Here is a 26,174-nt window from a genome sequence, read left to right on the forward strand (position 1 = left end):
AAGAGAAGATCAAGGAGCTGATGGCGGCGGTCGACGATTACATCCCGCAGCCGGCACGCGCCGTGGACCAGCCGTTCCTGATGCCGATCGAGGACGTGTTCTCGATCTCGGGCCGCGGCACGGTGGTCACCGGCCGGGTCGAGCGCGGGGTGGTGAATGTCGGCGACGAGCTCGAGATCGTCGGCCTGAAGGACACCCGCAAGACGACCTGCACGGGCGTCGAGATGTTCCGCAAGCTGCTCGACCGCGGCGAGGCGGGCGACAACATCGGCGCGCTGCTGCGCGGCATCGACCGTGACGGCGTCGAGCGCGGCCAGGTGCTGTGCAAGCCGAAATCGGTGACGCCGCACACCAAGTTCGAGGCCGAGGTCTACATCCTGACCAAGGAAGAGGGCGGCCGCCACACGCCGTTCTTCGCGAACTACCGCCCGCAGTTCTACTTCCGCACGACGGACGTGACCGGGACGGTGACGCTGCCGGAAGGCACCGAGATGGTGATGCCGGGCGACAACCTGAAGTTCGGCGTGGAGCTGATCGCGCCGATCGCGATGGAAGACGGCCTGCGCTTCGCCATCCGCGAAGGCGGTCGCACCGTCGGCTCCGGCGTCGTCGCCAAGATCATCGAGTGATCGGCGGCGGGTCCCCGCGCGTGCGGGGCCTCGTCCGTTCATCCGTGTGTTGCGTCGCGCCCCGTCCTGCCGGACGGGGCGCTTTGCGTTCTGCCCGGTTCGCGGTGCAGCCGACGTCGAGCCGCGCCCGCCCCCCGCGTGTCGCAACGGCGCTACTGCGGTCCGCAAGGGTGCCAGCGGTTCCGCAGACGTGTTAGATGCTGAGAAATGAATTCGATCCGCATCATTCCCTACCGCAAGGACGACCGCGACCGGGTCATCGACCTCGCGCTGCGGGCCTGGAGCCCTGCCTTCGCCGTCGCCCGGACCCGGGTCCCCGCCTACGTGCATCGTGCCTTCTATCCGAACGGCTGGCAGGTGAGACAGATCGAGGATATCGGCCGCCTGCTCGACAGCGCCCCGCAGAACGTGCTTCTGGCTTATGTAGGCGGCGACCTGGTCGGCTTTGTCGGCACCCGCCTGCGTCCTGCCGACAGCCTGGGCGAGATCCGAATGCTCGCCGCGGCTCCCGACAGTCAGCCGGTGGAGACTGAACGCGCGCTGATGAAAGCGGCCGAGGACCTGTTTCGCAGGGCCGGCATGGCTATCGCGATGGTGGAGACGTCGGGCGATGCCGGAGAGTCGCCGGCCCGCGACATCTACGCGGCGCTCGGCTACGAAAGCACTCAAGTGCTCCGGCGTTTCAAGCCACTCTGAAGTCCGCGGCGACACTGCGGCCGGGCATCGCCGCGCGGCCGGAGCGCATGCCGCGGAGTCATCCGCGCCGTAGCCTGCTCAGCGTGCACCGGGCGCCGAGAGATACAGTGGCGCAAACGCGTCGCGGATCATGGATGCCGTGGAGGCGGGCAGGGCGAGCGCCGGCTGGAACCGCGTGTTCGGACGATCGGTCACCGGCGCCTCGGTCTTCAGCGCAAGCGCCGGTTCGGCGGCAAGCGATGCGGTCAGCACGGCCAGGGCAAGAAGCGGTTTCATGGCGAACCTAGTGGGAAGGGAAGGCGGGGTGCCAGGGCGGCACCCCGCGCTGCCACGCGGGTTTACTGGTAGGCGCGGACGAGTCTTTCGATCTTGGCGCCGACGTCGCTGTTGCTGTCGCCGGAGTTGATCACGTTGAGCAGCGTGACGATTTCGGCGTTCGAGAGCGTGGAGACATCCACGTTCGGAGCATAACGCTCGATCTTGACCTGAGCGGCATCGTGCGAGGTCACAGCGGCGGCGGGGATCGCGGCGGTTGCGGCGACGGCGAGGGAAGCGAGGAGGGTTTTCATCGGTGTATCCTTTGTCTTGCGTGTCTGAAGCAGCTCGGGCGCACGAGGCCCGGGGCCGAAGAGGTTATTGGTAGGCGCGGACGAGGCTTTCGATCTTGGCGCTGACGTCGCTGCGGCTGTCGCCGGAGTTGATCACGTTGAGCAGCGTGGCGACTTCGGCGTTCGAGAGCGCGGCGACATCCACGTTCGGCGCGTACCGCTGGATCTTGACCTGTGCGGCGTCGTGCGAGGTCACGGCGGCTGCGGGGATTGCGGCGGTTGCGGCGACGGCGAGGGAAGCGAGGAAGGTTTTCATCGGTGTGTCCTTTGTCATGTGGCGGCACCCGAAGGTGCTATGAGAGGGTCGGAGTGTCTTGCCCTCCGATGATTGGGAGTTGGGATGCCGCGGCGGACCTGCCAATCTGCGCAAGTTCAGTGCAGGGCTCACCGGAACTTGCGCTTGAATGTGATTTGCAGTCGCCCCATCGCGTGATTACGCCGAATAAATGCTTTTATAATCAATAAGATGATTGATATCTTTGCGGTCCGCTCCCGGCATTTTCCGTGATATGGGCTGGGCCTGTAGCCCCTAGAATAGCCGAGAACAGGTTCTGTTTTTAAGCGCACAAGTCAAAAGTGAAATGTGCCTCGCGGCGCGTTTACGATCAATGGCCGCTGCGTGATCCATATTGCAGTTTTGGGCGGTGATCGCGCTCTGTGGCGACGCAAAAGAAAAGGCGCCGGAGCAGCAGGGACTGTCTCCGACGCCAAGGCGTGTCCAAATGGTGGACGGGTATAATACGTTATATCGTAATAATTCCGGGATGCAACCTGTTTCGAGATTTCACGCCTGAGGCTCACTTGGCGCTGCGTGGCGGCGCGATAACCGGTTGACGCTCCCGCGCCGAAAATTTAATGAGCGCTGGCCGGAGGGGTATAGCTCAGTTGGTAGAGCGACGGTCTCCAAAACCGTAGGTCCCGGGTTCGAGCCCTGGTGCCCCTGCCATTTTTTCTTTCCTGAAAGCAGCGCGTAATCGGCGCGGCCCGGGTGTCTCCCAGACACGTGTCCGGCCGGCCGGACGCCGCAAGCCGGCCGCTGCGATCGGTGTGGGCCATCCACACGAAAACGGCGGGCCCGAAGGACCCGCCGGTTCGTCAGATGTATGCCATGTCCTTACTGGACGTAGGCTTCGATCTCGTTCTCGATGTCGGCGGAATCCGACTGCTCGATCATCACCAGGATCGCGTCGACCTGCGGATCGCTCAGCGTGGAGACATCCACGTTCGGTGCCGCCTGGTTGATCATGGCGATCTCGGCTTCCGTGGCGCTATTGCCCAAAGCGGCCATGTCGTCGCCCATCAGAAGCTCTTCGATGCGGCCCGCACGATCCGATTCCGACATCTCGCTGTTGAGGACGCTCAGAGCGGCATCCACTCGTGCCTGCGGCAGCTGGCTGTAGTCCACGCCGTCGACGTATTGGTCAAGCTGCGTGCGCTCTGCCTCGGTCAGCTCTGCGCCGCTAACGGCGGTCATGTCGTCGCTCATCAGCGCCTGCAGCTGCGCTTCCGCGTCGCTGCGGTTGTCGGTGCTGTTGATGATGTTGAGCGCCTGATCGACCTGCGGCTGCGACCAAGTGGAGATGTCGGCATCGGGCACGTATTGCTGGATGCGTGCGATCTCGTTCGAGGTGGCCGACATCGCGGCGGTTGCTGCGGTCAGGGTCAGGGCGGAAGCCATCAGGATGCGTTTCATGTCTCGATCTCCTTCGATCAACTCGTCTCGTGTCATTCTTTTCATCCGCGGCGGCGCCGCGGCGCTGCGAATGCCAATTCGGCTTCGCTATGGTCCAAGAACGGCACCGATCGCTTGGTCGTTCCGACAGAAATTTCCGTCTTCACGGCCAGTTGACGGAACTTGAGCGGAGGGGGGCGCGGCGGCCGCGGCGACCGATGGTCCTGGGTCTTGCGTCCCGCCGCCCTTGGCCGTATGTCGCGTCCGTTGGCTGACACCAGATCGAAAGGCTGCCAGATGGCGCGTACCAACCCGCTTCAATTCGTTCAGCAGGTCCGCGCCGAGGTCGCCAAGGTGGTCTGGCCCACCCGCCGCGAGGTCCTGCTGACCACGGTCATGGTGTTCATCATGGCAACGCTCACGGCGATCTTCTTCGCGCTCGTCGACCTGGCGATCCGCGGCGGCCTGCAGGGCCTTCTCGGCATCTTCAGCTGAAACGCGGCGGCGCAGCGCGCGCCCCTTGAATTCGCCGGGGCCATGGCGTAGGGCACACGCCACTCTCCCGGGTGCGGCGTGCAATGAGTCGTGTTGCGCGCCGATTTGCGCTGGCGCCGCTCGAGGAACGGATCGAAGTCGCGCATTGGGCGCGCACGGAAACGGAAAGGTCGAGGCCAGATGGCGAAGCGGTGGTATTCGGTAAGCGTTCTCTCGAATTTCGAGAAGAAGGTGGCCGAACAGATCCGGACATCGGTGGCCGAGCAGGGGCTCGAGGACCAGATCGAGGAAGTTCTGGTCCCGACCGAAGAGGTCATCGAGATCCGCCGCGGCAAGAAGGTGTCGACAGAGCGTCGCTTCATGCCCGGCTACGTGCTGGTCCGGATGGAGATGTCGGACGCGGGTTACCACCTGATCAACTCGATCAACCGGGTGACCGGCTTTCTCGGCCCGCAGGGCCGGCCGATGCCGATGCGCGACGCGGAGGTCGAGGCGATCCTCGGCCGGGTGCAGGAGGGCGAGGAAGCCCCGCGCACACTCATCCATTTCGAGGTGGGCGAGAAGGTCAAGGTCAACGACGGCCCGTTCGAGGATTTCGACGGCATGGTCGAGGGCGTCGACGAGGACAACCAGCGCCTGCGCGTGTCGGTGTCCATCTTCGGCCGCGAAACGCCCGTCGAGCTCGAGTTCACCCAGGTGACCAAGCAGTCCTGAGCTTTCGGCCATGGGCGACTTTCGCGCCCTACCGGTAACGGCCCGACATGTGATAGCCTTGACGCCGCCGGGCCTGCCGCCCGGCGCTTGGGATGTGACCGACATGGGCCAGGCCGACCCCCGGATCGAGCGATATCTCGCTAGGGAGAGGCCGTGGCGCGACGAAATTGCCGCGCTTCGCCGCGTCGTGCTGGACGAGGGCCTGACCGAGACGCTGAAATGGCGCTCTCCTTGCTACACCGCGCATGGCGGCAACGTCTGCATGGTCGACGCGCTGAAAGACACGGCCTTCGTGTCCTTCTTCAAGGGTGTCCTTCTTGAGGATCCGGAGGGCACCCTGGTCCCGCCGGGTCCGAACTCCCGCTCCGCGCGCTATTTCAAGTGCGGGTCCGTCGAGGAGCTGGTGCGGACAGAGCCGATTCTGCGAGGCTTCCTGCGGCAGGCGGTCGACAATGAGCGGCTCGGCCGCCGGGTCGATCTGCCGCCGGACGATCTCGATCTGCCGGACGAGCTCGTGGCCGCGCTTCATGCCGACCCCGACCTTGCCGCTGCCTGGGAGTCGCTGACGCCGGGGCGCCGTCGCGGCTATGTCGTGGCCATTGCCGGGGCGCGTAAATCCGAGACCCGGTCGGCCCGCATCGACAAGCACCGCGCAGCCATACTCGCCGGCAGGGGGCTGCACGATCGCTGAGGTCGCCCCGCTTCCTTGGGCCTCAAATACTCCGGGTGCGCGAGGGCCGGCCCCTCGCTGCCGGACGGCAGATCCTATTGCGCCCGGCGGGCAAAGGGTGTACGCGCGCGTCCTGTCCTTCGATGAAGGCATCCGCCACGTGGGAGGCGAGGGCGCGCGCGCTCCGGACCTGACCACGCCACGATAACGCCCCGGGGACGCGTCCCGAGGGGAGATGGAAAAGGAGACGCCAGATGGCCAAGAAGCTCGCTGGCAAGATGAAGCTGCAGATCCCTGCAGGCAAGGCCAACCCGTCGCCGCCCGTTGGCCCCGCGCTGGGTCAGCGCGGCATCAACATCATGGAGTTCTGCAAGGCGTTCAACGCCAAGACGCAGGAGATGGAGCCCGGCGCCCCGTGTCCGACCCTGATCACGTATTATCAGGACAAGTCGTTCACGATGGACATCAAGACGCCGCCGGCGTCCTACTACCTCAAGAAAGCCGCCGGCATGAAGCCCGTGGGCAAGCGCAACCGCCCTCGCGGCGCCGAGAAGCCGGGCCGCGAGACCGTGGCCACCGTCACCCGCAAGCAAGTGCGCGAGATCGCCGAGGCGAAGATGCGCGATCTGTCGGCGCATTCCGTCGACGACGCGATGAAGATCATTCTGGGCTCGGCGAAGTCCATGGGCATCGAGGTGAAGTGACATGGGCAAGATCGGCAAGCGCATGAAGGCCGCGCAGGCGGCGTTCGAAGGCAAGGAAAACCTCACGGTCGAGGAAGCGGTCAGCCTTATCAAGTCGAACTGCAACACCAAGTTCGACCAGACCATGGAGATCGCGGTGAACCTCGGCGTCGATCCGCGGCACGCTGACCAGATGGTCCGCGGCGTCGTCGGCCTGCCCAACGGCACCGGCAAGACCACCCGCGTGGCGGTCTTCGCCCGCGGCGCGAAGGCGGAAGAGGCGCAGGAAGCCGGGGCCGACATCGTCGGCGCCGAGGACCTGATGGAGACGATTCAGGGCGGCACGATCGAATTCGACCGCTGCATCGCCACGCCCGACATGATGCCGGTGGTCGGCCGTCTCGGCAAGATCCTTGGCCCGCGGAACCTCATGCCGAACCCCAAGGTCGGCACGGTCACCATGGACGTCGCGCAGGCGGTCAAGGACGCCAAGGGCGGCCAGGTCCAATTCAAGGCCGAGAAGAAGGGCATCGTCCATGCCGGCGTCGGCAAGGTGTCGTTCGACGAGGCGCAGCTGACCGAGAACATCCGAGCCTTCGTCGACGCGGTCTCCAAGGCCAAGCCGGCCGGTGCGAAGGGCACCTACATGAAGAAGGTCACGCTGTCCTCTTCGATGGGCCCGGGCGTCTCCGTGGACGTGTCGAACGCCACGCAGGGCTGAAAGCTTCGCACCTGAACAACGACCGGCCCCGGGCGCTGCCCCGGGGCCTTTTCGTTTCAGGCGTCACATCGTCCCGCTCGAACGCTGCCTCCGCGCGGACGCAAGGTCGTCACGCCGCCGCCCCTCGCCGGGCCGCCCCCGGACCTGCGATTGGCAGGCGCTTCCGTGACGCTCGGAGGTCGCCCGGATGTGGCAGGCATGAAGCGCAGCCGATCATCGCCATGATTGCCAGCCCGCTCCCCGTCGACGCGCGGGTCGGCGCGTTCGGGCACCCGGCCCCTGCCGTCTCCATCCGAACGCACCGCCCCTCGCGCGTCCGCGCCGAACCGGCTATCACCACGCTTGCAGGCAGCGCGAGCGCACCATGGTCACCGTCACCGAACACTACGACGCCTATCCCTACCCGGAACGCGATCCCGCGGATGAGGCCAGGCGCCTCATCACCGGCTCCCCCTCGCACCCGCTGGAGATGGACGATGCGCTCTGGGCCGGCGCGCGCGACTGGTCGCGGCCGCTCCGCGCGCTTGTCGCCGGGGGCGGGACCGGCGACGGCCTCATTCAGCTGGCTCAGATCCTGAAGAGCGCGGAACGCACGGCGGAGATCACCTATCTCGACCTCTCCCCTCGCGCGCGCGAAATTGCGGAGGCGCGGGCGGAGGCGCGCGGCCTCGACACCATCACGTTCCGCACCGGCTCGCTTCTCGATGCGCCGGAATATGGCACGTTCGACTACATCGATTGCTGCGGCGTGCTGCATCACTTGTCCGAGCCGGCCGAGGGCTTCCGCGCGCTGCGCGCCGCGCTCTCCCCCGGCGGCGGGCTCGGGTTCATGGTCTACGCGCCGCTTGGCCGCTCTGGGGTCTACCCGCTGCAGGAGGCGTTCGGCACACTCTTCGATGGGCTCGCCCCTGACGCCCGCCTCGGCGCCGCGCGGGAACTCTTCGAGGCTGTGCCGGAGGGCCATCCCTTCCGCAGCAATCCCGGGTTGGTGGATCACCGCGCCTCGGAAGCGGGCTTCTATGACCTGTTGCTGCATGGCCAGGACCGTCCGTTTTCCGTCCCCGAGCTTCTGGAGATGTTGGACGAGACCGGCTGGCGGCTCGCGCGGTTCGCGATGCCTGGGCTCTACGATCTGTCGACACTCACCGGCCACGGCGCGGATCTGCCGGAGGCGGATCGCATGGCGCTGGCCGAGAAACTGCGCGGTACGATCAAGACCCATATCGCCTATGCCGTCCCCGAGGGTGCCGCGCATCATGCGCCCTCGCATCGCGACACCGGGCTGGTGCCGCACCTGCGCGGGGTGAAACCCGATGCCGCCGCGCGTGCCGTCTCGTCAGGCAAGCCACTGCCGCTGCGGCTCGGCTCCGAATCGCGCGCGCTGACACTGCCGGCGCGCGCCGCGCCGCTTCTGGCGCGCATCGACGGCCGGCGTTCCATGCGTGAAATCGCCGGCGCGGCCGGGCTCGATCCCATCGTGGCCGCGGGGCTCTGGGCAAAAATTGAGGCGACGCTCGGCCCCTGGGGGCTGTTCCTCTATTCCGGCCTCCTGCGTCGCTGACCCGAAGGACCAGCCCATGTGCGGACGTTTCGCCGTGACCTTGCCGCCCGATGCGATGGCCCGCCTGTTCGATGCGGTGCCCGGCAACGACGTGCCGGGCGCGCAGAACCTCAACGTCTGTCCGACCCAGACCATCGCCGCCGTACGCACCGACGAGGCTGGCGTCCGCCGGCTCGAGGGGATGCGCTGGGGGTTCCTTCCGCACTGGTACAAGAACATGAAGGATGGCCCGCTTCTGATCAACGCAAGGTCCGAGACGGTGGCCGACAAGCCCGCCTTCCGCGCCGCGGCACGCAGCCGCCGTTGCCTGATCCCGTCGGCGGGCTTCTACGAATGGAGACGCTACGAGGACGGCACCAAGCAGCCCTATCTGATCACCCGCGCCGACGACTTGCCGCTGGTCATGGCCGGCATCTGGCAGCGCTGGGAGCGGGATGGGGAAACACTCACGACCTGCGCCATCGTCACCACGGAGGCGACCGGGGGGATGGCGCGGATCCACAACCGCGTGCCGGTAATCGTCGAACCCGCGGATTGGCCGCTCTGGCTCGGGGAGGCGGGCACCGGCGCCGCGCGCCTGATGCAGCCGCCGCAGGACGGCGCGCTGGTCTTTACAGAACGCGCACCCGGTTGAGCGGCGGGCCGTCGGTCAGGGGGAGGTCGTGCTATCCGCGTTTGTCGCCTCAATCGGTGCGCCCAAGGCGTCAAGCTGAACGGGCGCGGGATTTTCCCATTCGAGCAAGGCCTCCGATGTCGCGCTCTCCGGATCCCAGTCCACGTTCTCCGCTTCGGTCGCGGAGTCGTCAGTGGTCGTCTCGGCCTGCGTCGTCGTCGTCGTTGTCGCGACGGCCGGCATCCTGTTGTCGAACGGCTTGCTCATCCCCGCGACAACCTCGATCATGACCTCACCGGCGGGGGGCATAACGCCCGTGGACCAGGTCTCGTCGGTGGCTGTCGCTGCGGCCTCGCCGTCGCCGGCGTTGACGAAACGCACCGTATCGCCGGGAACTGCGTAGACGACGCCTGGAAAGAACCCGTCCCCGAGAATCACCACTTCGTGTTCCTCCGCCCGGACCGCGCCGGCGGTCAGCCAGAGGGCCGCGGCGATGGCCGCCATCATCGTGCGACGCATGTCACGCACCTCACCTTCTGTCACAGATCCCCACCCGTGGCTGGCCGCACCGGTAGCTCGGTTTTGCGGCCGAATTGAGGCACGGGGGCGAAGGCCGCGCTGCCCGGGTCTTTGATCTTGACCATCCCGGATGTGTCGCATACCCATTCTGCACCTCGCGGGCATGGTGAAATGGTATCACACGAGCCTTCCAAGCTCTTGGTGCGGGTTCGATTCCCGCTGCCCGCTCCATCTTCCTTTTCTTCGCAGTGCTTCCGGCCGTTTCGCACGCCGATCCTGTCGGCGTAGCGCAGCCCACCTGTCTGATCTGCCGGGAAATACGCCGATGGTCTGGAGGCAGAGCCCCCATCCGCGACATCCATGCGCGGCATGAGGTCGCTTGACCCGGCGGCTCAGAATGGCAGAACAGCCCGGATCGCACATGGGGAGGCGCCGCATGGCCCGAAACAGCGCGCCGGCCAAAGCGCAGGAAGAGCGGGAGAAATCGCGCCGGGTTGGGGCACTGGCCCGGCTCTCACCGTTCCTCGCACCTTATCGGCTGCTCGTGCTCGGCGCGATCGCTGCGCTCGTCGCGACGGCGGTGATCTCTTTGATCCTCCCGCTGGCGGTGCGCCGGGTGGTCGACAATTTCGAAGGACCCGACGCGGAGCTACTGGACCAGTATTTCCTGGCGGCGCTGGGGATCGCGGGGCTGCTCGCGCTCGGTACCGCGCTGCGCTACGCGCTGGTCACGCGGCTCGGCGAACGGGTCGTGGCCGATATCCGCAAGGCGACGTTCGACCGGGTGATCTCGCTCTCGCCGGCGTTCTACGAATCCGTCCTGACCGGCGAGGTGCTCAGCCGGATCACCACCGACACCACGCTGATCCTGTCGGTGATCGGCTCGTCGATCTCAATCGCGCTGCGCAACGTGCTGCTCTTCGTGGGCGGCATGGGGCTGATGCTCTACACATCTCCCAAGCTGACGGCGATGGTGCTCTTGATCGTTCCGGCGGTGGTGGTGCCGATCCTGGTGCTCGGCCGCCGTTTGCGCCAGCTTTCGCGCGAGAGCCAGGACTGGATCGCGGCTTCCTCCGGCAACGCCTCGGAGGCGCTCCAGGCGGTGCAGACGGTGCAGAGCTACACCCACGAGTCGGTGTCCCAATCCGCCTTCGCGGAGGTCACGGAAAAGAGCTTCGACGCCGCGCGGCGGCGCATCCGCACGCGGGCGTTCCTGACGGCGATCGTCATCTTCCTTGTGTTCACCGGTATCGTCGGCGTCCTGTGGATCGGCGCGTGGGATGTGCGGGCGGGAACGATGACCGTCGGCGCGCTGGTGCAGTTCCTGATCTACGCGGTCATGGTCGCCGGTGCCGTCGCCGCCCTGTCGGAGATCTGGGGCGAGCTCCAGCGTGCCGCGGGCGCGACCGAACGGCTGGTTGAACTGCTCGATGCGGAAGATGCGGTGCAGGACCCCGCCGAGCCCGCCGCACTGCCCGAGCCGGTGCGCGGCCGGGTCGTCTTCGAGGGCGTGTGCTTCGCCTATCCGTCGCGGCCCGAGCGCTCGGCGCTGGACGATGTCGATCTGGTGGTGGAGCCGGGAGAGACGGTCGCGCTGGTCGGCCCGTCCGGCGCCGGCAAGACCACGATCATCCAGCTTCTGCAGCGGTTCTATGATCCGCAGGCCGGGCGGGTGACGCTGGATGGCGTGCCGCTCGATACGCTGTCGCGACCCGCGTTCCGGCGGCATATCGCGCTGGTGCCGCAGGATCCGGTGATCTTCGCCGCCTCGGCGCGTGACAACATCCGCTTCGGCCGTCCGGACGCCAGCGATGCGGAGATCGAGGCGGCCGCCCGCGCCGCTGCCGCGCACGACTTCGTGGCCGAACTGCCGCAGGGCTACGACACCTGGCTGGGCGAGCGCGGGGTGATGCTTTCCGGCGGACAGAAGCAGCGCGTCGCCATCGCCCGTGCCATCCTGCGCGACGCGCCGGTTCTGCTGCTGGACGAGGCGACCTCCGCGCTCGATGCCGAGAGCGAACGGGCGGTGCAGGCGGCGGTCGACGATCTTGCGCAGAGCCGCACCACGATCATCGTTGCGCACCGGCTGGCTACGGTGAAGAAGGCGGACCGGATCGTGGTCATGGAGGCGGGACGTATCGTCGCAATCGGCCGGCATGACGCGCTGGTCGCCGAAGGTGGTCTTTATGCGCGGCTCGCCCGCTTGCAGTTCACCGACGGCATCGCTGCGGAATAGCTTCCAGGTGCAAGCCGCGCGGCGACGGACCGCGGTCCGGCGATCCGCACCGCCGAGCGGGTGTGCCTTATGATTGGCATGTCCGGAAGACCGTGGAACGAAGCGCAAGCGTCACCCAATCGCGGGTCACGGGGCTTGGGCACGTTCCGTCCGCCTCAGAGCTTGTCCAGCAGCGCCAGCAGCCGTTCCCGTTCGCGTTGCGTCAGCCGCGCCAGCGTATCGTCCGAAATCTGTCGCGCCTGCGCCACTGCCTCGGCGGCAAAGACGCGTCCCGCCTCGGTCAACGAAATATCCAGCCGCCGCAGGTCGGTGGTGGAGGGTTTGCGCTCAACCAGCCCCTTGCCGCGCAGCCGGTCGACCACGCCCTTGGTCGTGGCGGCGTCCATCCCCACGAGCCGCCCCAGCTGGTTCTGGCTGATCGCCCCCTCGTCGCCGAGCTTGGCCAGGATCGCCCATTGCGTCGGCGTCACCTCCGGCATCCGCCGAGCGAAGATCTCCAGGTGCTTCTGGTTCGCCAGCCGCAGCTTGAAGCCAATCTGCTCTTCCAGCCGGTACGGCATCGGGGTCGCGTCATCCATGGTTCCTGATCCCGCTCATGCGCCGCCGGGCGCGCCGATTGCAAACCGGGTAAATCTTGCGCAAGATCCGCCCACAAACGCAATTGCCAATCCGCGCAAGCCGTCCGGACGAAAAAGTTTGTTTGACAGCTAACGATTCTAACCGCTCCAATGGGCCTGCCGAAGGAGGCCGTCAAGGGGCGGCCCGATCCGTCGCAAGAGGGGGAACGAACGATGCCTTTCGTCCGCAACGCCTGGTACGTGGCCGGCTGGTCACGCGATTTCGCCGAAGCGCTGACGCCGCTGACGATCTGCGATCGCCGCATGGTGATGTTCCGCGCCTCGGACGGGCGCGTCGCCGCGCTCGAGGATCGCTGCCCGCACCGGCTCCTGCCGCTGTCGAAGGGCAAGCGCATCGGCGACACTGTGCAGTGCGGCTATCACGGCATGACTTTCGATACCGGCGGCAAGTGCGTGCGCGTGCCGGGGCAGGACAACCTGCCGGCGTCGGCCTATGTCGACACCTTCCCGGTGCACGAGGCGCACGGCATCGTCTGGGTCTGGCCCGGCGAGGCGGACAAGGCCGACCCGGCGTCCGTCTTCGACATGCCCGAGCTGTCCGACCCCGCCTGGCACCTGCACCACGGCGACAAGCTGCACATCCGGGCCAATTACCTCAACGTGGCCGAGAACCTCGTCGATCCGGCGCATGTCAGCTTCGTGCATCCCACGACCCTCGGCAATGCCGCGTCCGAAAACGTGCCGGTGCACGTCCGCACCGCCGGGGAGGCGATCGTCGCCTGGCGCTGGATCCGCAATTCCGAGCCTATCGGGTTCTTCCAGAAGTTCGGCGGGTTCGAGGGTAACGTGGATCGCTGGCACTACTACTACCTGCATCTGCCCTCGACGGCGGTGATCGACTTCGGCTCGGTCGATACAGGCCTCAACTGCCCCGAGGACGAAAGGGATCGCGGCGTGCGCATCTTCGCGCTGCATTTCGTCACCCCGGTGACGGAGGGCTACACGATCGACCACTGGCTGCACCTGCGCAACACCGCGCTCGGTGACGACGCGGCCTCGGACCAGATGGACGCGATGTTCCGCACCGCCTTCGACGAGGACAAGGAGGTGCTGGAGGCGATCCACGAGGAGGAATGCCGGCCGCAGCGCCGCAAGCCGATCCGCATCGCCATCGACAAGGGCCCGAACGTGTACCGCAAGCGCATCCGGGAGCTGATCGAGGCCGAGGCGACCGAGGATCTCGGCGCGCCCGAGGCACCCGTATACGTCCACCACGATTGACGGGCCGCAAGAGCCCGCCCACCCGGCCGGCGGCAGCGCCCGGCCATCCGACAGAGAGGACCCGACCCATGCACCGCAAGAGCTTCCTCACCGGCCTCGCCGCCTGCGCCGGCCTGGCGCTGACCGGTCTTCCCGCCATCGCGCAGGAGGGCGAGCCGATCAAGATCGGCGAGATCAACCATTACAAGCGCATGGCCGCCTTCGCCGAGCCCTACAAGAAGGGCATCGACATGGCGGTGGAAGAGATCAACGAGGCCGGCGGCGTGATGGGCCGGCCGCTGGAATTCGTCTACCGCGACGACCAGGGCGAGCCGGGCGAGGCGATCAAGATCGCCGAGGAACTGATGACCCGCGAAGGCACCGTGATGCTGACCGGCTCGATCCTGTCGAATGTGGGCCTCGCCATCGCCTCTCTCGCCGGCAACCGCGAATGGGTCTATCTGGCCGCCGAGCCGCTCGCCGACGCGGTGACCTGGGAGCAGGGCAATCCCTGGACCTTCCGCCTGCGCGCCTCGACCTACATGCAGGCGGCGATGCTGGCGGAGGCGGCGGCGGAGACCGACGCCACCACCTATGCGACCATCGCGCCCAACTACGCTTACGGCAAGGACGCCGTCGCCGCCTTCAAGGAGGTGCTGACCGAGCTGAAACCGGACGTGGAATTCGTCGCCGAGCAATGGCCCGCGCTCTTCGGCATCGATGCCGGCGCCGAGGTGCAGGCGATCGAGCGCGCCAAGCCCGACGCGATCTACAACGTCACCTTCGGTCCCGACCTTGCCAAGTTCGTGCGCGAGGGCAACACCCGCGGCCTCTTCGAGGACCGCGAGGTCTACGGCCTTTTGTCGGGTGAGCCCGAATACATGGAGCCGCTGGGCGGCGAGGCCCCGGAAGGTTGGACCGTCACCGGCTATCCCTGGTACGATTTCGAGGGTGACGCCAACGCCGAGTTCGTGACTGCCTATCAGGAGCGCTGGGACGAAACGCCCAAGATCGGCTCGCTCGTCGGTTACGCCACCGCGCAATCCATCGCCGCGGCGCTGGAGAAGGCCGGATCGACCGAGAGCGACGCGATCCGTCAGGCGTTCGAGGGGCTCGAAGTCGCGACCCCGGCGGGCGAGATCGTCTACCGCGAGATCGACAACCAGTCGACGCTCGGCGCCTGGGTCGGCACCACCGCGCTGGAAGACGGCCAGGGCGTGATGGTCGACTGGGACTACAAGGACGGTGCCGACTACCTGCCCGACGACGACGCCGTCCGCGAACTGCGCCCGTCCGAATGAGGCCGCTCCGGGCGGGCCCGGCACCCGCCCGGACCCGCGCCTGCCGCCATGTCCGCCATTCGCCCCGCCGGAGACCCGAGATCCGGCGGGAGGCCCCTCGACCACGCGACGCATCGGCTTGGATCTTCCCCAAAGTCGCCGCCCGTGCCCACCGAAAGCCCCCGAATGACCCGCCCCTGTCTTCATCTGCCTGAAAATATCCCGGGGAGCGCGAGGGGCTGGCCCCTCGCTCCCATGGGCTCAGCCGCCTCGGCCTTCCGGACCGCGTGCCACGTAGCAACCGGGACAGGTGCACGATGGGCCTGATCCTCGCGCAATTGCTGACCGGGCTCGCCAATGCCGGCGCGCTCTTCATGGTTGCCTCCGGGCTGTCGCTCATCTTCGGCGTCACGCGGATCGTCAATTTCGCCCATGGCTCGTTCTACATGCTCGGCGCCTATGTCGGGTACAGCTTCATGCAGGTTCTGCCCGGCGCGGTCGGCTTCTGGGGGGCGATCCTGCTCGCCGGTCTCGCGGTCGGCCTGATCGGCGCGCTGGTGGAGATCCTCGTCCTGCGCCCGGTCTATTCCGCGCCCGAGCTCTTCCAGCTCGTCGCCACCTTCGGCGTGATCCTCGTGGTGCAGGATCTGGCGCTGATGATCTGGGGGCCGACGGACCTTCTCGGCCCGCGTGCGCCCGGGCTCGGTTCCATCGTGCGGATCATGGGCGAGCCGGTGCCGCAATACGATCTTGCGCTCATCGCCATCACCCCCTTCGTGGCGCTCGGGCTTTGGTATCTCATCACTCGCACCCGCGTCGGCGTGCTCGTACGGGCCGCCACCCAGGATCGCGAGATGGTCGGCGCGCTCGGCGTCAACCAGCGCTGGCTCTTCACCGGGACCTTCTTTCTCGGCTGCGCGCTCGCCGGGCTCGGCGGCGCGTTACAGCTCCCGAAGGGCGGCGCGGACCTCCTGATGGACTTCACCATCCTCGCGCAGGTCTTCGTGGTGGTGGTGATCGGGGGCATGGGCTCGCTTCCGGGCGCGCTTCTCGCCTCGATCCTGATCTCGGTGCTGAACGTCTTCGGGGTGACGTTCCTGCCGCAATCGACGCTGGTCCTGATGTACCTCGTGATGGTCGCGGTGCTGATGTGGCGCCCCTTCGGCCTTCTCGGCCGCGAAGAGGTGGCGGGCGAGCTCGGCCAGGTCGGGGAGCCCGAGGAACCCATCGCGCCCGCCGGCCGCGCGGTCCAGGCGTTGACCGCGCTCGGCCTCGCCGCGCTTGCCTCGTTGCCGCTCTGGGGCGGTAACTTCGCGATCGTGCTGGCAACCGACATCCTGATCTTCTGCCTCTTCGCCGCCTCGCTGCATTTCCTTCTCGGGCAGGGCGGGCTGGTCTCCTTCGGCCACGCCGCGTTCTTCGGAGGCGGCGCCTATGTCGCCGCGCTCTCGGTCAAATACGCGGACACGCCGATGGAACTTGCGCTTCTTCTCGCGCCGCTCGGCGCCGGAATCGCCGCAATCGCCATCGGATATGTCGCCCTGCGCGCGACCGGCGTCTATTTCGCCATGCTGACACTCGCCTTCGGCCAATTGCTGTGGAGCCTCGTCTTTCAGTGGGGCGAGGTCACGGGCGGCGACGACGGCATCGTGGGAGTCTGGCCGGCAAGCTGGGCCTCGGGCAACGGGGTCTTCTTCTACCTCGCCTTCACCTTTTCGGTCGGCGGCATCCTGCTCCTGCGCCATGCGGCGCACGCGCCCTTCGGCTACGCGCTCCGCGCCGCGCGCGACGCGCATGCGCGGGCCGAGGCGACGGGCCTCGCCACGCACCGACTGCAATGGGCCGCCTTCGCCTTCGCCGGCATGCTCGCGGGGCTCGCCGGCGGCCTCTTCGTCTTCTCCAAGGGCTCGGTCTTTCCCAACGAGCTGGAGATCGCGCGCAGCTTCGATGCGCTCATCGTGGTCTTCCTCGGAGGCGTGAAGACACTCTCCGGCGGTTGGGTCGGCGGCGCGGTGTTCAAGGGTCTGGAGGACACGCTCACCCGCTTCGAATACTGGCGCCTCGCGCTCGGCCTGACGATCATCGCGGTCGTCATCCTCGCGCCCGAGGGCATCGTCGGCGGCCTGCGCAAGCTCGCCCGCCGTCTCGGCCTCGTGCGCGCCGCCGACGCGCCCGCTCGTCAGAAGGAGCCCGCCGAATGATCCCCGCCCACCGCGCCCGCCCGCGCCGTTCCCTGCTTCTTTGGGCCGACAAATACTCCGGGGGTGTGGGGGCAGAGCCCCCACGACTCTCACGCGATCCGAGGTGCGCATGATGACCCCGATCCTCGAAGCCCGCCACCTGTCGCGCCATTTCGGCGCCATTCGCGCCGTCGACGACGTCAGCTTCGCGCTTGCGCCGGGGGAACTGCTCGCCATCATCGGTCCAAACGGTGCGGGAAAGTCGACCTGTTTCAACATGCTCATGGGCCAGCTCCGGCCGACGCACGGGACGGTGCATCTCGATGGCACCGATATCACGCACTGGCCGACGCGGCGGATCTGGCGGGCGGGGGTTGGGCGCACCTTCCAGATCACCGCCACCTATCCGTCGATGCGGGTGATCGAGAACGTGCAGATGGCGCTCCTGTCGCATCATGGGCGGGCCTTCTCGATCATCCCCAGGGCGCGCGGACTCTACCGCGACGACGCGATGGTGCTGCTTGAGACCGTCGGCATGGCCGATCAGGCCGGCCGGCACGCCGCGATTCTCGCCTACGGCGACCTCAAGCGGCTGGAGCTGGCGATCGCGCTCGCCCACGATCCCAAGCTTCTGCTGATGGACGAGCCGACGGCCGGGATGGCCCCACGCGAGCGCACGGATCTCATGCGGCTCGTGGCCGGGATCGTGCGGGATCGCGGCACCGCCGTCCTCTTCACCGAACACGACATGGACGTCGTCTTTACCCATGCGCACCGGATCATGGTGCTGAACCGCGGCCAGCTCATCGCCGAAGGCGATGCGGACGCGATTCGCGCCGATCCGCGCGTGCAGGAAGTCTATCTCGGCGGCGGCACGCTCGCGCTTTGATCCCGCACTATAACCCGGAGCCAGACATGCTCGACGTCAGCGAACTCGATACCTTCTACGGCAAGGCCCAGGTCCTGCACGGCATGTCTTTCGCGGTGGGGCAGGGGGAGGTGGTGGCGCTGCTGGGCCGCAACGGCGCGGGCAAGACGACGACACTGAAGTCGATCATGCAGCTCGTGCCGCCGCGCGGGGGGCGTGTGACCTTCGGCGGTCGCGACATTACCGGCTGGCCGCCGCACCGGGTGGCGCAGGCGGGGCTCGGCTACGTGCCGGAGGAACGGCGCATCTTCACACAGCTTTCGGTTGTCGAGAACCTCGAGGTCGGTCGTCAGCCACCTCGCGACGGTGCCGTCGCCTGGACCGAGGGTTCCCTGTTCGAGCTTTTCCCCAATCTCGCGGAGCGGCGGCGGAATGCCGGCAAGGCGCTTTCGGGCGGGGAGCAGCAGATGCTGACCATTGCGCGCACGCTGATGGGCAATCCTGCGCTGGTCCTGCTCGACGAGCCGTCCGAGGGCATCGCCCCGGTGATCGTGGAGCAGATGGCGCATGCGATCCTGCGGCTCAAGGCCGAGGGGCTTACGGTGCTGTTGTCCGAGCAGAATCTGCATTTTGCCCGCGCCGTCGCCGATCGCGCGGTCATCGTCGAGCATGGCGAAGTGAAGTTCGACGGCACCCTCGCCGACCTCGAGGCCCATCCCGAGATCCGCGACGCCTACCTGTCGGTCTGAACCGTTCCGCTCCGCTGACCATTCGTCTTGCGGAACACACGTGATGGGTTAATCTTTTTTCCGAAAAGTCGCCTAAAAGGTTAACGCGCCTTAATCTTGCCAGAAACGCAACCCAAGGTTGGGTGTATTCGGAGGTTGTCGCTCTCTTATAGGAAGAGTTGCCGCCGCCGGACAACGACAGCTCAATCGGGGGTATTTAAGATGTTCGTTGACCGTAGCCTCAAGAAGGACGCCGCCCTGGTGGCGTCGGTGCCGAAGACCACGATCCGTCGCAATGCCGTGCGCACCGCAATCAAGCGGCTTCAGGCGCTGCCGACCCCGGCCCGGTGGCCGCTGGCCGAATACCGTCTGCGCAAGCGGGAATTCGACGAGTTTCGGGCCATCAGCCGCAGGATCCTGAAAGGCGAGGAGCCGCCCGAAGGCGATGTTCTGCGCCTGCAGATGTATGCCTCGATGATCTTCGAGAGCATCGACCGCGCCGACAAGGACGAACTGGCCGCCGTCGCGGCCGAGTGATGCAGCCTCGGCGGACGGGGGGTGGGCCCCGTCCGCCGAATATCGTTCTACCGGAAGACCCTGTCGGGCCAGAGTTCGCCACCCTTGAAACGGCCGACGGCGATGGCGCGGCCGCCATGGCTTGCCCAGCAGGGTGCGCCGTAATCCAGCCCAGATGCCACGACCGTGCCGGGATTCCCGTTGCGCAGCCGCGCCGCGCCGTCATCGGTGCAGCGCGCCTCGGGCAGATCCGTCAGGCCCGCCTCGACCGGCAACAGTTTTTCGTCCAGCTCCGGGCTCTTGGCGAGCGACTCGATTTCCTCGATGCTCAGACCGTCCTCTGCCTCGAAGGGGCCGGACCAGGTGCGGCGCAGCGACACGACGTGGCCGAGGCAGCCGAGCGCCTGCCCGAGATCGCGCGCGACGGAGCGGACGTAACCGCCCTTGCCGCAGACCATCTCAAGCTCGACGTGATCGGCGTCGGGCCGCTCGGTCATCGTCAGTTCCTCGACCCAGAGCGGGCGGGCCGCGATCTCCATCGTCTCTCCGTCGCGGGCGCGCTTGTAGGCCCTTTCCCCGTCGATCTTCACCGCCGAGAATTGCGGCGGCACCTGCATGATCTCTCCGACGAAGCCGTGTAGCGCCTCCTTGATCTCGCCGTCCGAGGGGCGGGCCTGCGCGGTCTCGATCACCTCGCCCTCGGCGTCGTCGGTGTTCGTCGCGGCGCCCAGCCGCACGGTGAAGCGGTAGGCCTTGAGCGCATCGGTCACGTAGGGGACGGTTTTCGTGGCCTCGCCAATCGCGATGGCCAGCACGCCCGTCGCCTCGGGGTCGAGCGTGCCGGCATGGCCGGCCTTCTTGGCCGCCAGCGCCCAACGCACCTTGTTCACGACTGCGGTGGAGGTCATGCCGGCCGGCTTGTCGACCACCAACCATCCCGAGATGTCGCGACCCTTGCGTGCGCGCCCCATGCCGATCCCCTTGCTGCGAATGAGGCTGGCCGCGTAGCGAATGCCCGCGCGTCGGTCAAGCCTGACCGCGCTTGACGGACCACTTCGGGGCTTCTACCCGGTTCGGATGTGCCCGGCCGCAAAGGAATGACATACGTGCAGAGTGTAAAGGCCGCGAAAACGAAACGCCGTGAGGCGTTTCTGAACCGCTTCGACCTGGCGTCCTGCAAGGGGCTCGAGATCGGGCCGTTCGACCGGCCTGTCTTCAACCGCGATCGGTTCCCGGGGATACTCTACGCCGACGTGCAGGACACGGAAACCTTGCGCAACATGGCGGCCCGAGCCGCCGAGAAGGGCAAGCCGCGCGACCCCGCTGACGTCGTGCCGGTCGACCACGTCCTCCTCGACCGACAACTCGACGAGGTGATTCCGCACCGGTCGCTCGACTTCGTGTTCTGCGCCCACGTGCTCGAACATGTGCCGGACATGATCCGCGTGCTGCAGGGGGTGGAGCGGATCCTGCGGCCCGGGGGGGTGTTCCTCATGGCCTATCCCGACCGACGCTACACCTACGACATCGACCGGCCAGCGACCACACTGGCGCAACTCAGGGACCGGCATACGCGCGGACTCACCCGGCCCGACCCGGACATCGTGCGCGAACACTTCCTCATGAACCGGCCAGTCAACGTCCGCGCGTTGTGGGAGGGCAAGTCGCGCGCCATAGGTTCGCGCCGCCACACGCCCGAATTCGCCGAGGCCCGCGCCAAGGCGGCGCGCGACGCCTACGTCGACGTGCACTGCAACGTGCTGTCCTCGGCGGAGTTCGGCCCGCTGATGCAGGCGCTGCGCGCCGAAGGGCTGATCGGGCTGGACCTTGCGCTGGTGGAGGAGACGCGCGCGCCCCAGCACGAGTTCTACGCCGCGCTCGTGCGCCCCATGCCGCAGATCGAGCGGATTGCACGGGGCCTCCTGCGCCGGGCCGGACGGCCGGGGATCCGCAGCAATCCGCGGATCCGCTGAGCGCTCAGGGCCTCTGGCCCTCGGCCGCGAACCGCGCGACGAGGTCCCGCATCTCGTCCATGCCGGGAAAGCCCGGGAAGCTCGCCGCGGTGTCGAGATGGACGAAGGGCAGTTTCTCCTCGGTCTGGGTCTCCACGAACGGTGCCGCCCAGGCCGGATCGTCGAGCATTGTCGCCCGCATATTGACCATGTTCGGCAGCATGTCGGCCCGCGTGAACATCCAGCTCATGCAGTCCGGACAGAAGAAATGGGCCAGCCCGTCACTCCTGGCTCCGCCGCGCACCGGCTCGGGCCCGGAGACGACAAAGCCCGCCTCGGGCACGGCGACCGACAGCGAGAACGCGCTGGCCGTCATCCGCTGGCAGCCGCGGCAATGACAGGCCATGGTGACCAGCGGCGGGGCGGAGATCGTCATTTCCGTCGCGCCGCAGCGACAGCGGGCGGTCAGGGGCAGCTTCCATTCGGCGGCGGGATCGGTCATGGCACTACCTTCCAGGGGCGGTCGACTCGCCCAATAGCACGCGCCGCCGCAGGAGGGCAGATGCGCAGCACCGAACGGCTGAAGGCCGACAGTCACGGGATCGCCCGTGCCGCCACGCTCTGGCGTGACGGAGAGGCCGTCGCCTTCCCGACCGAGACGGTCTATGGTCTCGGCGCGGATGCGCGAAACGATCACGCCATCGCGGGGATCTTCGAGGCGAAGGCGCGACCGAGTTTCAATCCCCTGATCGTGCATGTCGCGGACCTCCCGGCGGCAGAGGCGCTGGTGAACTGGTCCGATGCGGCGCGGGCGGTGGCGCAGGCGTTCTGGCCGGGGCCGCTGACCCTGGTCCTGCCGCTCCGGCCGGGCGCGGGAGTGTCGAAACTGGTGACGGCGGGGCTGAACACGCTCGCCGTGCGCATGCCAGCGCATCCGGTCGCGCGGGCGCTACTGGCGGAGTTCGGCGGGCCCGTCGCTGCGCCCTCGGCCAACCGGTCGGGACGGATCAGCCCGACGCAAGCCGACCATGTCGCCCGGAGCCTCGACGGCCGGATCGCCGCCATCGTCGACGGCGGCGCGGCGGAGGTGGGCCTCGAATCGACCATTCTGGGGTTCGACGGCGCTCCGATCCTGCTGCGTCCCGGCGGGATTTCGGGCGATGAGTTGAGCGCCGCGCTCGGCGTGCCGGTCGTGGCGCGATCGGACGGCGATGGCGTCTCCGCGCCGGGCCAGACCGCCTCGCATTACGCTCCGGCGGCGGATGTGAGGCTCGATGCAAAGACGTGGCGCGGCGGCGAGGCGCGGCTCGGCTTCGGACCGGTGGAGTGCGATCTGAACCTGTCGGCCGCCGGCGACCTGCGCGAGGCGGCGGCGAACCTCTTTGCGCATCTGCACACGCTCGATGCCTGCGGAGCCGGGACGATCGCCGTGTCCCCGGTCCCGCGGCGCGGGCTGGGCCTTGCGATCAACGACCGGCTGGCGCGCGCCGCGGCGCCGCGCGGTTGAGCGTGCAAGGGGGCTGCATTCCTCGGCGCAGCACCTTATCTGTGCCGCAACGGCAACCGACACGGAGGACAACCCATGTCCCTGCGAATCAACGACACCATTCCCGACCTGACCGTGGAAACCGACCAGGGCACGTTCTCGCTCCATGATTTCGTGGGCGACAGCTGGGTGATCCTGTTCTCGCACCCGAAGAACTTCACCCCGGTCTGCACCACCGAATTCGGCGCAGTGGCGCAGCTGGCCGACGAATGGGCCAAGCGCAACACCAAGGTGATCGGCATCTCCGTCGATTCGGCCGAGGACCACGGCAAGTGGAAGCAGGACATCGAAGTGGTCAGCCAGGGCGCCGAGGCCGGCTTCCCGATCATCGCGGACACCTCGCTCGAGGTTTCCAAGGCGTTCGACATGCTCCCGGCCGAGGCGTACCTGCCCGACGGGCGCACGCCGAACGACACCGCCACCGTGCGGTCCGTCTACATCATCGCGCCGGACAAGACGCTCAAGCTGTCGATGACCTATCCGATGAATGTCGGCCGCAACTTCGCGGAAATCCTGCGCGCGCTGGACGGGCTGCAGACGGCCGCCGAGCACGGGGTGGCGACGCCGGCGAACTGGCAGGTGGGCGACGACGTGGTGATCCCCGCGACCGTGTCGGCGGAGGATGCCACCACGCGCTTCGGCCAGTATCAGACCGTTCTGCCCTATCTGCGCATGACCAAGCTGCCGGGCTGAGACCGGCGGCCGGGCGGCGAGCTGCATAGGCGGCTGGCAGCTGCCACCGTGGAGCACCGGCCGCGCCAGGGCGGCCGGTGCTCCACGGGCGGACCGCCCAGCCGGCTCGACCTTGCCAGCCGCGCCGCCATAGGGTCTCATCGCCTCCGCAAAAAGGAGGCCCCATGCCCCAACCCTTCGCCCTCGGCGGGACCGAGATTGCTCCGGGTAGCCGCCGCACGGTCGATCTGCCGGTATCGGTCCTCTCCGATCACACGCCGGTCACGCTGTCGGCCCATGTGGTCCATGGCCGGCGTCCGGGTCCTGCGCTCTTCGTTTCCGCGGCCATCCACGGCGACGAGGTCATTGGGGTGGAGATCGTCCGCCGCCTCCTGCGCACGGCCCCGGTAGCGCGCCTGTCGGGTACGCTGATCGCGGTGCCGATCGTAAACGCCTTCGGTTTTCTCAACCATTCGCGCTATCTGCCGGACCGGCGGGATCTCAACCGCTGTTTCCCGGGCTTCGCGCAGGGATCGCTCGCCGGACGACTGGCGGCCCTCTTCATGTCCGAGATCGTCACCCGCTGCGACGTGGGCATTGACCTGCATTCCGCCGCGGTCGGACGTATCAACCTGCCGCAAATTCGCCTGACACCCGGCAATCCGCGCCTGCGCTCGCTCGGAGAGGCGTTCGCGGCGCCGGTCACGCTGCATTCCCGCGTACGGGAGGGCTCGCTGCGCGCCGCTGCCGAATCCGAGGGCGTCGACGTCCTGCTCTACGAAGCGGGCGAGGGGCTGCGCTTCGACGAGATGGCCGCGCGCGCCGGCGTCGCCGGCATCCTCCGGGTGATGAAGGCGCTCGGCATGACTTCCGCGCGCGGTGTCCCGCGCAGCCGCGCGCCGGCGGTGTTCTGCGAAAGCTCCACCTGGGTGCGCGCACCGACCGGCGGGCTCCTTCGGACCCTCAAGCCGCGCGGCGAATACGTGGAGGAGGGGGCGGTCCTCGGCCTCGTCTCCGACCCGTTCGGCGACGTGGAAGCGGAGGTCCTCGCCCCCGCATCGGGCATCGTCATCGGCCGCACCAACCTTCCGGTGGTGAACGAGGGCGACGCGCTCTTTCACGTCGCGATGCCCGAACGCCCGGCCGTGGCCGAAGCCGCCGCGCAGGGCTTCGTCGCAGAGCTTCTCGACGCCCCGCCGCTCTTCGACGAGGACGAAATCATCTGAGGTGCCCCGCCCCCGCTTCTTCTCGTTCGCAATACTCCGGGGGGCGCCGCAGGCGCGGGGGCAGCGCCCCCTCCGACCTCTCCGGGCCGCGCCCTTCCGGGTTGCATTCGCCCGCGCCCGGGCGGCATAGGGGCGGCGCAGCGACAAGGGAGGATCCCCCATGCCCGTCACCCTCGCCACCTGGAACATCAACTCGGTCCGGCTTCGCGCGGGGCTGGTGACGGAGCTTCTGCGCCAGGAGGCGCCGGACATCCTGTGCCTTCAGGAATGCAAGAGCCCGGTGGACAAGATCCCCTTGGAAATATTCCACAATATCGGCTACCGGCACATCGCCGCGCGCGGCGAGAAGGGCTATAACGGCGTCGCGATCCTGTCGAAACTGCCGATGGAGGATGCGGGCGATCTCAACTTCGCCAAGCTCGGCCAGGCCCGGCACGTCGCCGGGCGGCTGGAGGACGGTACCGTCATCCACAACTTCTACGTGCCCGCGGGCGGCGACGTGCCGGACCGCGAGAAGAACCCCAAGTTCGGCCAGAAGCTCGACTATGTCGCCGACATGCAGAAGCACTTCGGCGCGGACCGGCCGCACCGGTCGATCCTCGTCGGCGATCTCAACATCGCCCCGCGCGAGGACGACGTCTGGTCGCACAAGCAGCTTCTGAAGGTCGTCTCGCACACGCCGGTGGAGACCGAGGCGCTGAACGCGGCGCAGGAGGCCGGCGGCTGGGTCGACGTCACCCGCCAGGACATCCCCGACGGGCAGCTCTATTCGTGGTGGTCCTACCGCTCGCCGGACTGGAACGCCGCCGACAAGGGCCGCCGGCTCGACCACATCTGGGCCACCCCCGACCTAGCCTCGGGCGCCTCGGGCAGCCGCATCCTGCGCGAGGTCCGCGGCTGGGAGAAACCGTCGGACCACGCCCCGGTCTTCGCGACCTTCGACATCTGAGCGGGGGCTGGCCGCCCTCCGGCATCCGTATGGCTCGCGTATGGCTCCGCCGGCCAGACGCGCAGGCCGGTTGCCGCCCGCCCCGTCCTGACGCAGGATCGCGCCCGGACGGGTGAGGGGACGGCATGAGCGACGCGGACGCGGCCTTCGCGAAGGCGGAGGAGATGATCGAAGAGGCGACCCGGGACGGGGCGGAGCGGTTGAGCTTCGACCTGGAGGAAATGCGTGCGTTTGACCGGTTGCCCGCGCGGATCGCCGAGGCCCGAACGCTGCGGCGGATTGAACTCGACAAAACGCAGGTCAGCGACCTTGCCCCGCTCTCCGGACTGACGGCGCTGAGAGGGCTGTGGCTCAACGGCACGCAAGCCAGCGAGCTCGCCGCGCTTTCAGAGGTTTCCGACCTATATAGGCTGGGTCAGGGACGTTCCGGGCTACTTTGATCGTGGAGTCGGGCGCGCGGCGGCCCGCGGGTGGGCGCCGCTGCCTCCGAGATCTACGCTTCATCCCGGCCACGTCCCTCCGCAATACGAACGTCGTACAAGGGTGACATCGCGCCGACCCGGCGGGCGGGCCGGCGCGCGCCCGGCGCCTTCGGCGCTGTT

General features: G+C 67.7%; 30 protein-coding genes and 2 tRNA genes. 24 read left to right on the forward strand and 8 right to left on the reverse strand.

Annotation, left to right across the window (positions count from 1 at the left end; translation table 11 throughout):
- Nucleotides 1–629, forward strand: a 629-nt coding sequence (locus F3H57_RS20125; protein WP_262504523.1) for an EF-Tu C-terminal domain-related protein, incomplete at its 5' end; no start/stop codon positions are given.
- A gap of 207 nt (nt 630–836) precedes the next feature.
- The gene (locus F3H57_RS20130; protein ID WP_149758438.1) at nt 837–1,325 is read left to right on the forward strand and encodes a GNAT family N-acetyltransferase; all 489 of its coding nucleotides are present in this window, start codon (nt 837–839) and stop codon (nt 1,323–1,325) included.
- A 78-nt stretch (nt 1,326–1,403) separates the two neighbouring features.
- On the opposite strand, the gene F3H57_RS20135 is transcribed toward F3H57_RS20130, so the two are convergent.
- The 3 genes from F3H57_RS20135 to F3H57_RS20145 form a co-directional block, all read right to left on the reverse strand.
- Complete coding sequence (locus F3H57_RS20135) at nt 1,404–1,601, reverse strand: hypothetical protein (RefSeq protein WP_149758440.1); 198 nt, start codon at nt 1,599–1,601, stop codon at nt 1,404–1,406.
- Nucleotides 1,602–1,663: 62 nt separating this feature from the next.
- Nucleotides 1,664–1,894, reverse strand: coding sequence for a hypothetical protein (locus F3H57_RS20140; RefSeq protein ID WP_149758442.1), 231 nt, complete (start codon nt 1,892–1,894; stop codon nt 1,664–1,666).
- 64 nt (nt 1,895–1,958) lie between these two features.
- Nucleotides 1,959–2,189, reverse strand: a complete 231-nt coding sequence (locus F3H57_RS20145) for a hypothetical protein (protein WP_149758444.1) — start codon at nt 2,187–2,189, stop codon at nt 1,959–1,961.
- 614 nt (nt 2,190–2,803) lie between these two features.
- Between F3H57_RS20145 and F3H57_RS20150 the strand changes: the two genes are divergently transcribed.
- Nucleotides 2,804–2,879: transfer RNA gene (locus tag F3H57_RS20150), tRNA-Trp, on the forward strand.
- A 168-nt stretch (nt 2,880–3,047) separates the two neighbouring features.
- Here the strand turns inward: F3H57_RS20150 and F3H57_RS20155 are convergent.
- The gene (locus F3H57_RS20155; RefSeq protein WP_149758446.1) at nt 3,048–3,626 is read right to left on the reverse strand and encodes a hypothetical protein; all 579 of its coding nucleotides are present in this window, start codon (nt 3,624–3,626) and stop codon (nt 3,048–3,050) included.
- Nucleotides 3,627–3,902: 276 nt separating this feature from the next.
- Between F3H57_RS20155 and secE the strand changes: the two genes are divergently transcribed.
- From secE to F3H57_RS20190, 7 genes are all read left to right on the forward strand, one after another.
- Nucleotides 3,903–4,100: a preprotein translocase subunit SecE gene (gene secE, locus F3H57_RS20160; RefSeq protein WP_149758448.1), complete on the forward strand. Its 198-nt coding sequence runs from the start codon at nt 3,903–3,905 to the stop codon at nt 4,098–4,100.
- A 180-nt stretch (nt 4,101–4,280) separates the two neighbouring features.
- Complete coding sequence (nusG, locus tag F3H57_RS20165; protein WP_149758450.1) at nt 4,281–4,814, forward strand: transcription termination/antitermination protein NusG; 534 nt, start codon at nt 4,281–4,283, stop codon at nt 4,812–4,814.
- Nucleotides 4,815–4,917: 103 nt separating this feature from the next.
- Entirely contained in the window at nt 4,918–5,505 is a 588-nt protein-coding gene (locus F3H57_RS20170) for a YdeI/OmpD-associated family protein (RefSeq protein ID WP_188129776.1), read from the forward strand.
- Between the two features lie 233 nt (nt 5,506–5,738).
- The gene (gene rplK, locus F3H57_RS20175) at nt 5,739–6,188 is read left to right on the forward strand and encodes a 50S ribosomal protein L11 (protein ID WP_149758453.1); all 450 of its coding nucleotides are present in this window, start codon (nt 5,739–5,741) and stop codon (nt 6,186–6,188) included.
- A 1-nt stretch (nt 6,189) separates the two neighbouring features.
- Nucleotides 6,190–6,888, forward strand: a complete 699-nt coding sequence (gene rplA / locus F3H57_RS20180; RefSeq protein WP_149758455.1) for a 50S ribosomal protein L1 — start codon at nt 6,190–6,192, stop codon at nt 6,886–6,888.
- A gap of 364 nt (nt 6,889–7,252) precedes the next feature.
- On the forward strand, nt 7,253–8,449 hold the full coding sequence (locus F3H57_RS20185; RefSeq protein ID WP_149758457.1) for a class I SAM-dependent methyltransferase: 1,197 nt from the start codon (nt 7,253–7,255) through the stop codon (nt 8,447–8,449).
- Between the two features lie 16 nt (nt 8,450–8,465).
- Entirely contained in the window at nt 8,466–9,083 is a 618-nt protein-coding gene (locus F3H57_RS20190; RefSeq protein WP_149758458.1) for an SOS response-associated peptidase, read from the forward strand.
- 15 nt (nt 9,084–9,098) lie between these two features.
- Here F3H57_RS20190 and F3H57_RS20195 read toward each other — a convergent pair whose 3' ends face one another.
- Nucleotides 9,099–9,581, reverse strand: coding sequence for a cupredoxin domain-containing protein (locus tag F3H57_RS20195; protein WP_149758460.1), 483 nt, complete (start codon nt 9,579–9,581; stop codon nt 9,099–9,101).
- A 157-nt stretch (nt 9,582–9,738) separates the two neighbouring features.
- Here F3H57_RS20195 and F3H57_RS20200 point away from each other — a divergent pair.
- A tRNA-Gly gene (locus tag F3H57_RS20200) sits at nt 9,739–9,812 on the forward strand.
- A 205-nt stretch (nt 9,813–10,017) separates the two neighbouring features.
- Complete coding sequence (locus F3H57_RS20205) at nt 10,018–11,817, forward strand: ABC transporter transmembrane domain-containing protein (protein WP_149758462.1); 1,800 nt, start codon at nt 10,018–10,020, stop codon at nt 11,815–11,817.
- A gap of 155 nt (nt 11,818–11,972) precedes the next feature.
- Here the strand turns inward: F3H57_RS20205 and F3H57_RS20210 are convergent, their stop codons facing one another.
- Nucleotides 11,973–12,395, reverse strand: coding sequence for a MarR family winged helix-turn-helix transcriptional regulator (locus F3H57_RS20210; RefSeq protein WP_149758464.1), 423 nt, complete (start codon nt 12,393–12,395; stop codon nt 11,973–11,975).
- A 213-nt stretch (nt 12,396–12,608) separates the two neighbouring features.
- Between F3H57_RS20210 and F3H57_RS20215 the strand changes: the two genes are divergently transcribed.
- From F3H57_RS20215 to F3H57_RS20240, 6 genes are all read left to right on the forward strand, one after another.
- Complete coding sequence (locus F3H57_RS20215) at nt 12,609–13,676, forward strand: aromatic ring-hydroxylating dioxygenase subunit alpha (RefSeq protein ID WP_149758466.1); 1,068 nt, start codon at nt 12,609–12,611, stop codon at nt 13,674–13,676.
- 68 nt (nt 13,677–13,744) lie between these two features.
- On the forward strand, nt 13,745–14,956 hold the full coding sequence (locus tag F3H57_RS20220; RefSeq protein WP_149758467.1) for an ABC transporter substrate-binding protein: 1,212 nt from the start codon (nt 13,745–13,747) through the stop codon (nt 14,954–14,956).
- Between the two features lie 296 nt (nt 14,957–15,252).
- Complete coding sequence (locus F3H57_RS20225; protein ID WP_149758469.1) at nt 15,253–17,136, forward strand: ABC transporter permease; 1,884 nt, start codon at nt 15,253–15,255, stop codon at nt 17,134–17,136.
- A gap of 112 nt (nt 17,137–17,248) precedes the next feature.
- Nucleotides 17,249–18,004: an ABC transporter ATP-binding protein gene (locus F3H57_RS20230; protein WP_149758553.1), complete on the forward strand. Its 756-nt coding sequence runs from the start codon at nt 17,249–17,251 to the stop codon at nt 18,002–18,004.
- A 26-nt stretch (nt 18,005–18,030) separates the two neighbouring features.
- Nucleotides 18,031–18,732 carry an ABC transporter ATP-binding protein gene (locus tag F3H57_RS20235; RefSeq protein WP_149758471.1) on the forward strand — a complete coding sequence of 234 codons (702 nt, stop codon included), beginning with the start codon at nt 18,031–18,033 and terminating at the stop codon, nt 18,730–18,732.
- A 201-nt stretch (nt 18,733–18,933) separates the two neighbouring features.
- Nucleotides 18,934–19,248, forward strand: coding sequence for a hypothetical protein (locus tag F3H57_RS20240; protein ID WP_149758473.1), 315 nt, complete (start codon nt 18,934–18,936; stop codon nt 19,246–19,248).
- 47 nt (nt 19,249–19,295) lie between these two features.
- On the opposite strand, the gene truB is transcribed toward F3H57_RS20240, so the two are convergent.
- Nucleotides 19,296–20,198, reverse strand: a complete 903-nt coding sequence (truB, locus tag F3H57_RS20245; RefSeq protein ID WP_149758475.1) for a tRNA pseudouridine(55) synthase TruB — start codon at nt 20,196–20,198, stop codon at nt 19,296–19,298.
- Nucleotides 20,199–20,333: 135 nt separating this feature from the next.
- Between truB and F3H57_RS20250 the strand changes: the two genes are divergently transcribed.
- Entirely contained in the window at nt 20,334–21,200 is an 867-nt protein-coding gene (locus F3H57_RS20250; RefSeq protein ID WP_188129777.1) for a class I SAM-dependent methyltransferase, read from the forward strand.
- Nucleotides 21,201–21,204: 4 nt separating this feature from the next.
- On the opposite strand, the gene F3H57_RS20255 is transcribed toward F3H57_RS20250, so the two are convergent.
- Nucleotides 21,205–21,681, reverse strand: a complete 477-nt coding sequence (locus F3H57_RS20255; protein WP_149758479.1) for a GFA family protein — start codon at nt 21,679–21,681, stop codon at nt 21,205–21,207.
- A gap of 60 nt (nt 21,682–21,741) precedes the next feature.
- Here F3H57_RS20255 and F3H57_RS20260 point away from each other — a divergent pair, with 60 nt between their 5' ends.
- From F3H57_RS20260 to F3H57_RS20280, 5 genes are all read left to right on the forward strand, one after another.
- Nucleotides 21,742–22,686, forward strand: a complete 945-nt coding sequence (locus F3H57_RS20260) for an L-threonylcarbamoyladenylate synthase (RefSeq protein ID WP_149758480.1) — start codon at nt 21,742–21,744, stop codon at nt 22,684–22,686.
- Between the two features lie 75 nt (nt 22,687–22,761).
- Nucleotides 22,762–23,418, forward strand: a complete 657-nt coding sequence (locus F3H57_RS20265; RefSeq protein WP_149758482.1) for a peroxiredoxin — start codon at nt 22,762–22,764, stop codon at nt 23,416–23,418.
- Nucleotides 23,419–23,582: 164 nt separating this feature from the next.
- Nucleotides 23,583–24,623: a succinylglutamate desuccinylase/aspartoacylase family protein gene (locus tag F3H57_RS20270; RefSeq protein ID WP_149758484.1), complete on the forward strand. Its 1,041-nt coding sequence runs from the start codon at nt 23,583–23,585 to the stop codon at nt 24,621–24,623.
- Between the two features lie 160 nt (nt 24,624–24,783).
- Nucleotides 24,784–25,572, forward strand: coding sequence for an exodeoxyribonuclease III (locus F3H57_RS20275; RefSeq protein WP_149758486.1), 789 nt, complete (start codon nt 24,784–24,786; stop codon nt 25,570–25,572).
- Between the two features lie 125 nt (nt 25,573–25,697).
- Nucleotides 25,698–26,012 (forward strand): leucine-rich repeat domain-containing protein, encoded by a 315-nt coding sequence (locus F3H57_RS20280; RefSeq protein WP_149758488.1) that lies wholly within the window; start codon nt 25,698–25,700, stop codon nt 26,010–26,012.
- Nucleotides 26,013–26,174 lie beyond the last annotated feature (162 nt).

Source organism: Roseivivax sediminis, assembly GCF_900112685.1.
GTDB lineage: Bacteria > Pseudomonadota > Alphaproteobacteria > Rhodobacterales > Rhodobacteraceae > Roseivivax > Roseivivax sediminis.

Bases quoted from the DNA above. Each gene is read 5' to 3' on its own strand.
- rplK (WP_149758453.1), top strand. From the start codon at position 5,739: ATGGCCAAGAAGCTCGCTGGCAAGATGAAGCTGCAGATCCCTGCAGGC.
- F3H57_RS20235 (WP_149758471.1), top strand. From the start codon at position 18,031: ATGCTCGACGTCAGCGAACTCGATACCTTCTACGGCAAGGCCCAGGTC.
- F3H57_RS20260 (WP_149758480.1), top strand. From the start codon at position 21,742: ATGCGCAGCACCGAACGGCTGAAGGCCGACAGTCACGGGATCGCCCGT.
- F3H57_RS20240 (WP_149758473.1), top strand. From the start codon at position 18,934: ATGTTCGTTGACCGTAGCCTCAAGAAGGACGCCGCCCTGGTGGCGTCG.
- F3H57_RS20195 (WP_149758460.1), bottom strand. From the start codon at position 9,581: ATGCGTCGCACGATGATGGCGGCCATCGCCGCGGCCCTCTGGCTGACC.
- F3H57_RS20220 (WP_149758467.1), top strand. From the start codon at position 13,745: ATGCACCGCAAGAGCTTCCTCACCGGCCTCGCCGCCTGCGCCGGCCTG.
- F3H57_RS20270 (WP_149758484.1), top strand. From the start codon at position 23,583: ATGCCCCAACCCTTCGCCCTCGGCGGGACCGAGATTGCTCCGGGTAGC.
- F3H57_RS20130 (WP_149758438.1), top strand. From the start codon at position 837: ATGAATTCGATCCGCATCATTCCCTACCGCAAGGACGACCGCGACCGG.
- nusG (WP_149758450.1), top strand. From the start codon at position 4,281: ATGGCGAAGCGGTGGTATTCGGTAAGCGTTCTCTCGAATTTCGAGAAG.
- F3H57_RS20210 (WP_149758464.1), bottom strand. From the start codon at position 12,395: ATGGATGACGCGACCCCGATGCCGTACCGGCTGGAAGAGCAGATTGGC.
- F3H57_RS20230 (WP_149758553.1), top strand. From the start codon at position 17,249: ATGACCCCGATCCTCGAAGCCCGCCACCTGTCGCGCCATTTCGGCGCC.
- F3H57_RS20145 (WP_149758444.1), bottom strand. From the start codon at position 2,189: ATGAAAACCTTCCTCGCTTCCCTCGCCGTCGCCGCAACCGCCGCAATC.
- F3H57_RS20170 (WP_188129776.1), top strand. From the start codon at position 4,918: ATGGGCCAGGCCGACCCCCGGATCGAGCGATATCTCGCTAGGGAGAGG.
- F3H57_RS20190 (WP_149758458.1), top strand. From the start codon at position 8,466: ATGTGCGGACGTTTCGCCGTGACCTTGCCGCCCGATGCGATGGCCCGC.
- F3H57_RS20280 (WP_149758488.1), top strand. From the start codon at position 25,698: ATGAGCGACGCGGACGCGGCCTTCGCGAAGGCGGAGGAGATGATCGAA.
- F3H57_RS20215 (WP_149758466.1), top strand. From the start codon at position 12,609: ATGCCTTTCGTCCGCAACGCCTGGTACGTGGCCGGCTGGTCACGCGAT.
- F3H57_RS20140 (WP_149758442.1), bottom strand. From the start codon at position 1,894: ATGAAAACCCTCCTCGCTTCCCTCGCCGTCGCCGCAACCGCCGCGATC.
- F3H57_RS20205 (WP_149758462.1), top strand. From the start codon at position 10,018: ATGGCCCGAAACAGCGCGCCGGCCAAAGCGCAGGAAGAGCGGGAGAAA.
- truB (WP_149758475.1), bottom strand. From the start codon at position 20,198: ATGGGGCGCGCACGCAAGGGTCGCGACATCTCGGGATGGTTGGTGGTC.
- F3H57_RS20225 (WP_149758469.1), top strand. From the start codon at position 15,253: ATGGGCCTGATCCTCGCGCAATTGCTGACCGGGCTCGCCAATGCCGGC.
- F3H57_RS20185 (WP_149758457.1), top strand. From the start codon at position 7,253: ATGGTCACCGTCACCGAACACTACGACGCCTATCCCTACCCGGAACGC.
- rplA (WP_149758455.1), top strand. From the start codon at position 6,190: ATGGGCAAGATCGGCAAGCGCATGAAGGCCGCGCAGGCGGCGTTCGAA.
- F3H57_RS20265 (WP_149758482.1), top strand. From the start codon at position 22,762: ATGTCCCTGCGAATCAACGACACCATTCCCGACCTGACCGTGGAAACC.
- F3H57_RS20275 (WP_149758486.1), top strand. From the start codon at position 24,784: ATGCCCGTCACCCTCGCCACCTGGAACATCAACTCGGTCCGGCTTCGC.
- F3H57_RS20255 (WP_149758479.1), bottom strand. From the start codon at position 21,681: ATGACCGATCCCGCCGCCGAATGGAAGCTGCCCCTGACCGCCCGCTGT.
- F3H57_RS20135 (WP_149758440.1), bottom strand. From the start codon at position 1,601: ATGAAACCGCTTCTTGCCCTGGCCGTGCTGACCGCATCGCTTGCCGCC.
- F3H57_RS20155 (WP_149758446.1), bottom strand. From the start codon at position 3,626: ATGAAACGCATCCTGATGGCTTCCGCCCTGACCCTGACCGCAGCAACC.
- secE (WP_149758448.1), top strand. From the start codon at position 3,903: ATGGCGCGTACCAACCCGCTTCAATTCGTTCAGCAGGTCCGCGCCGAG.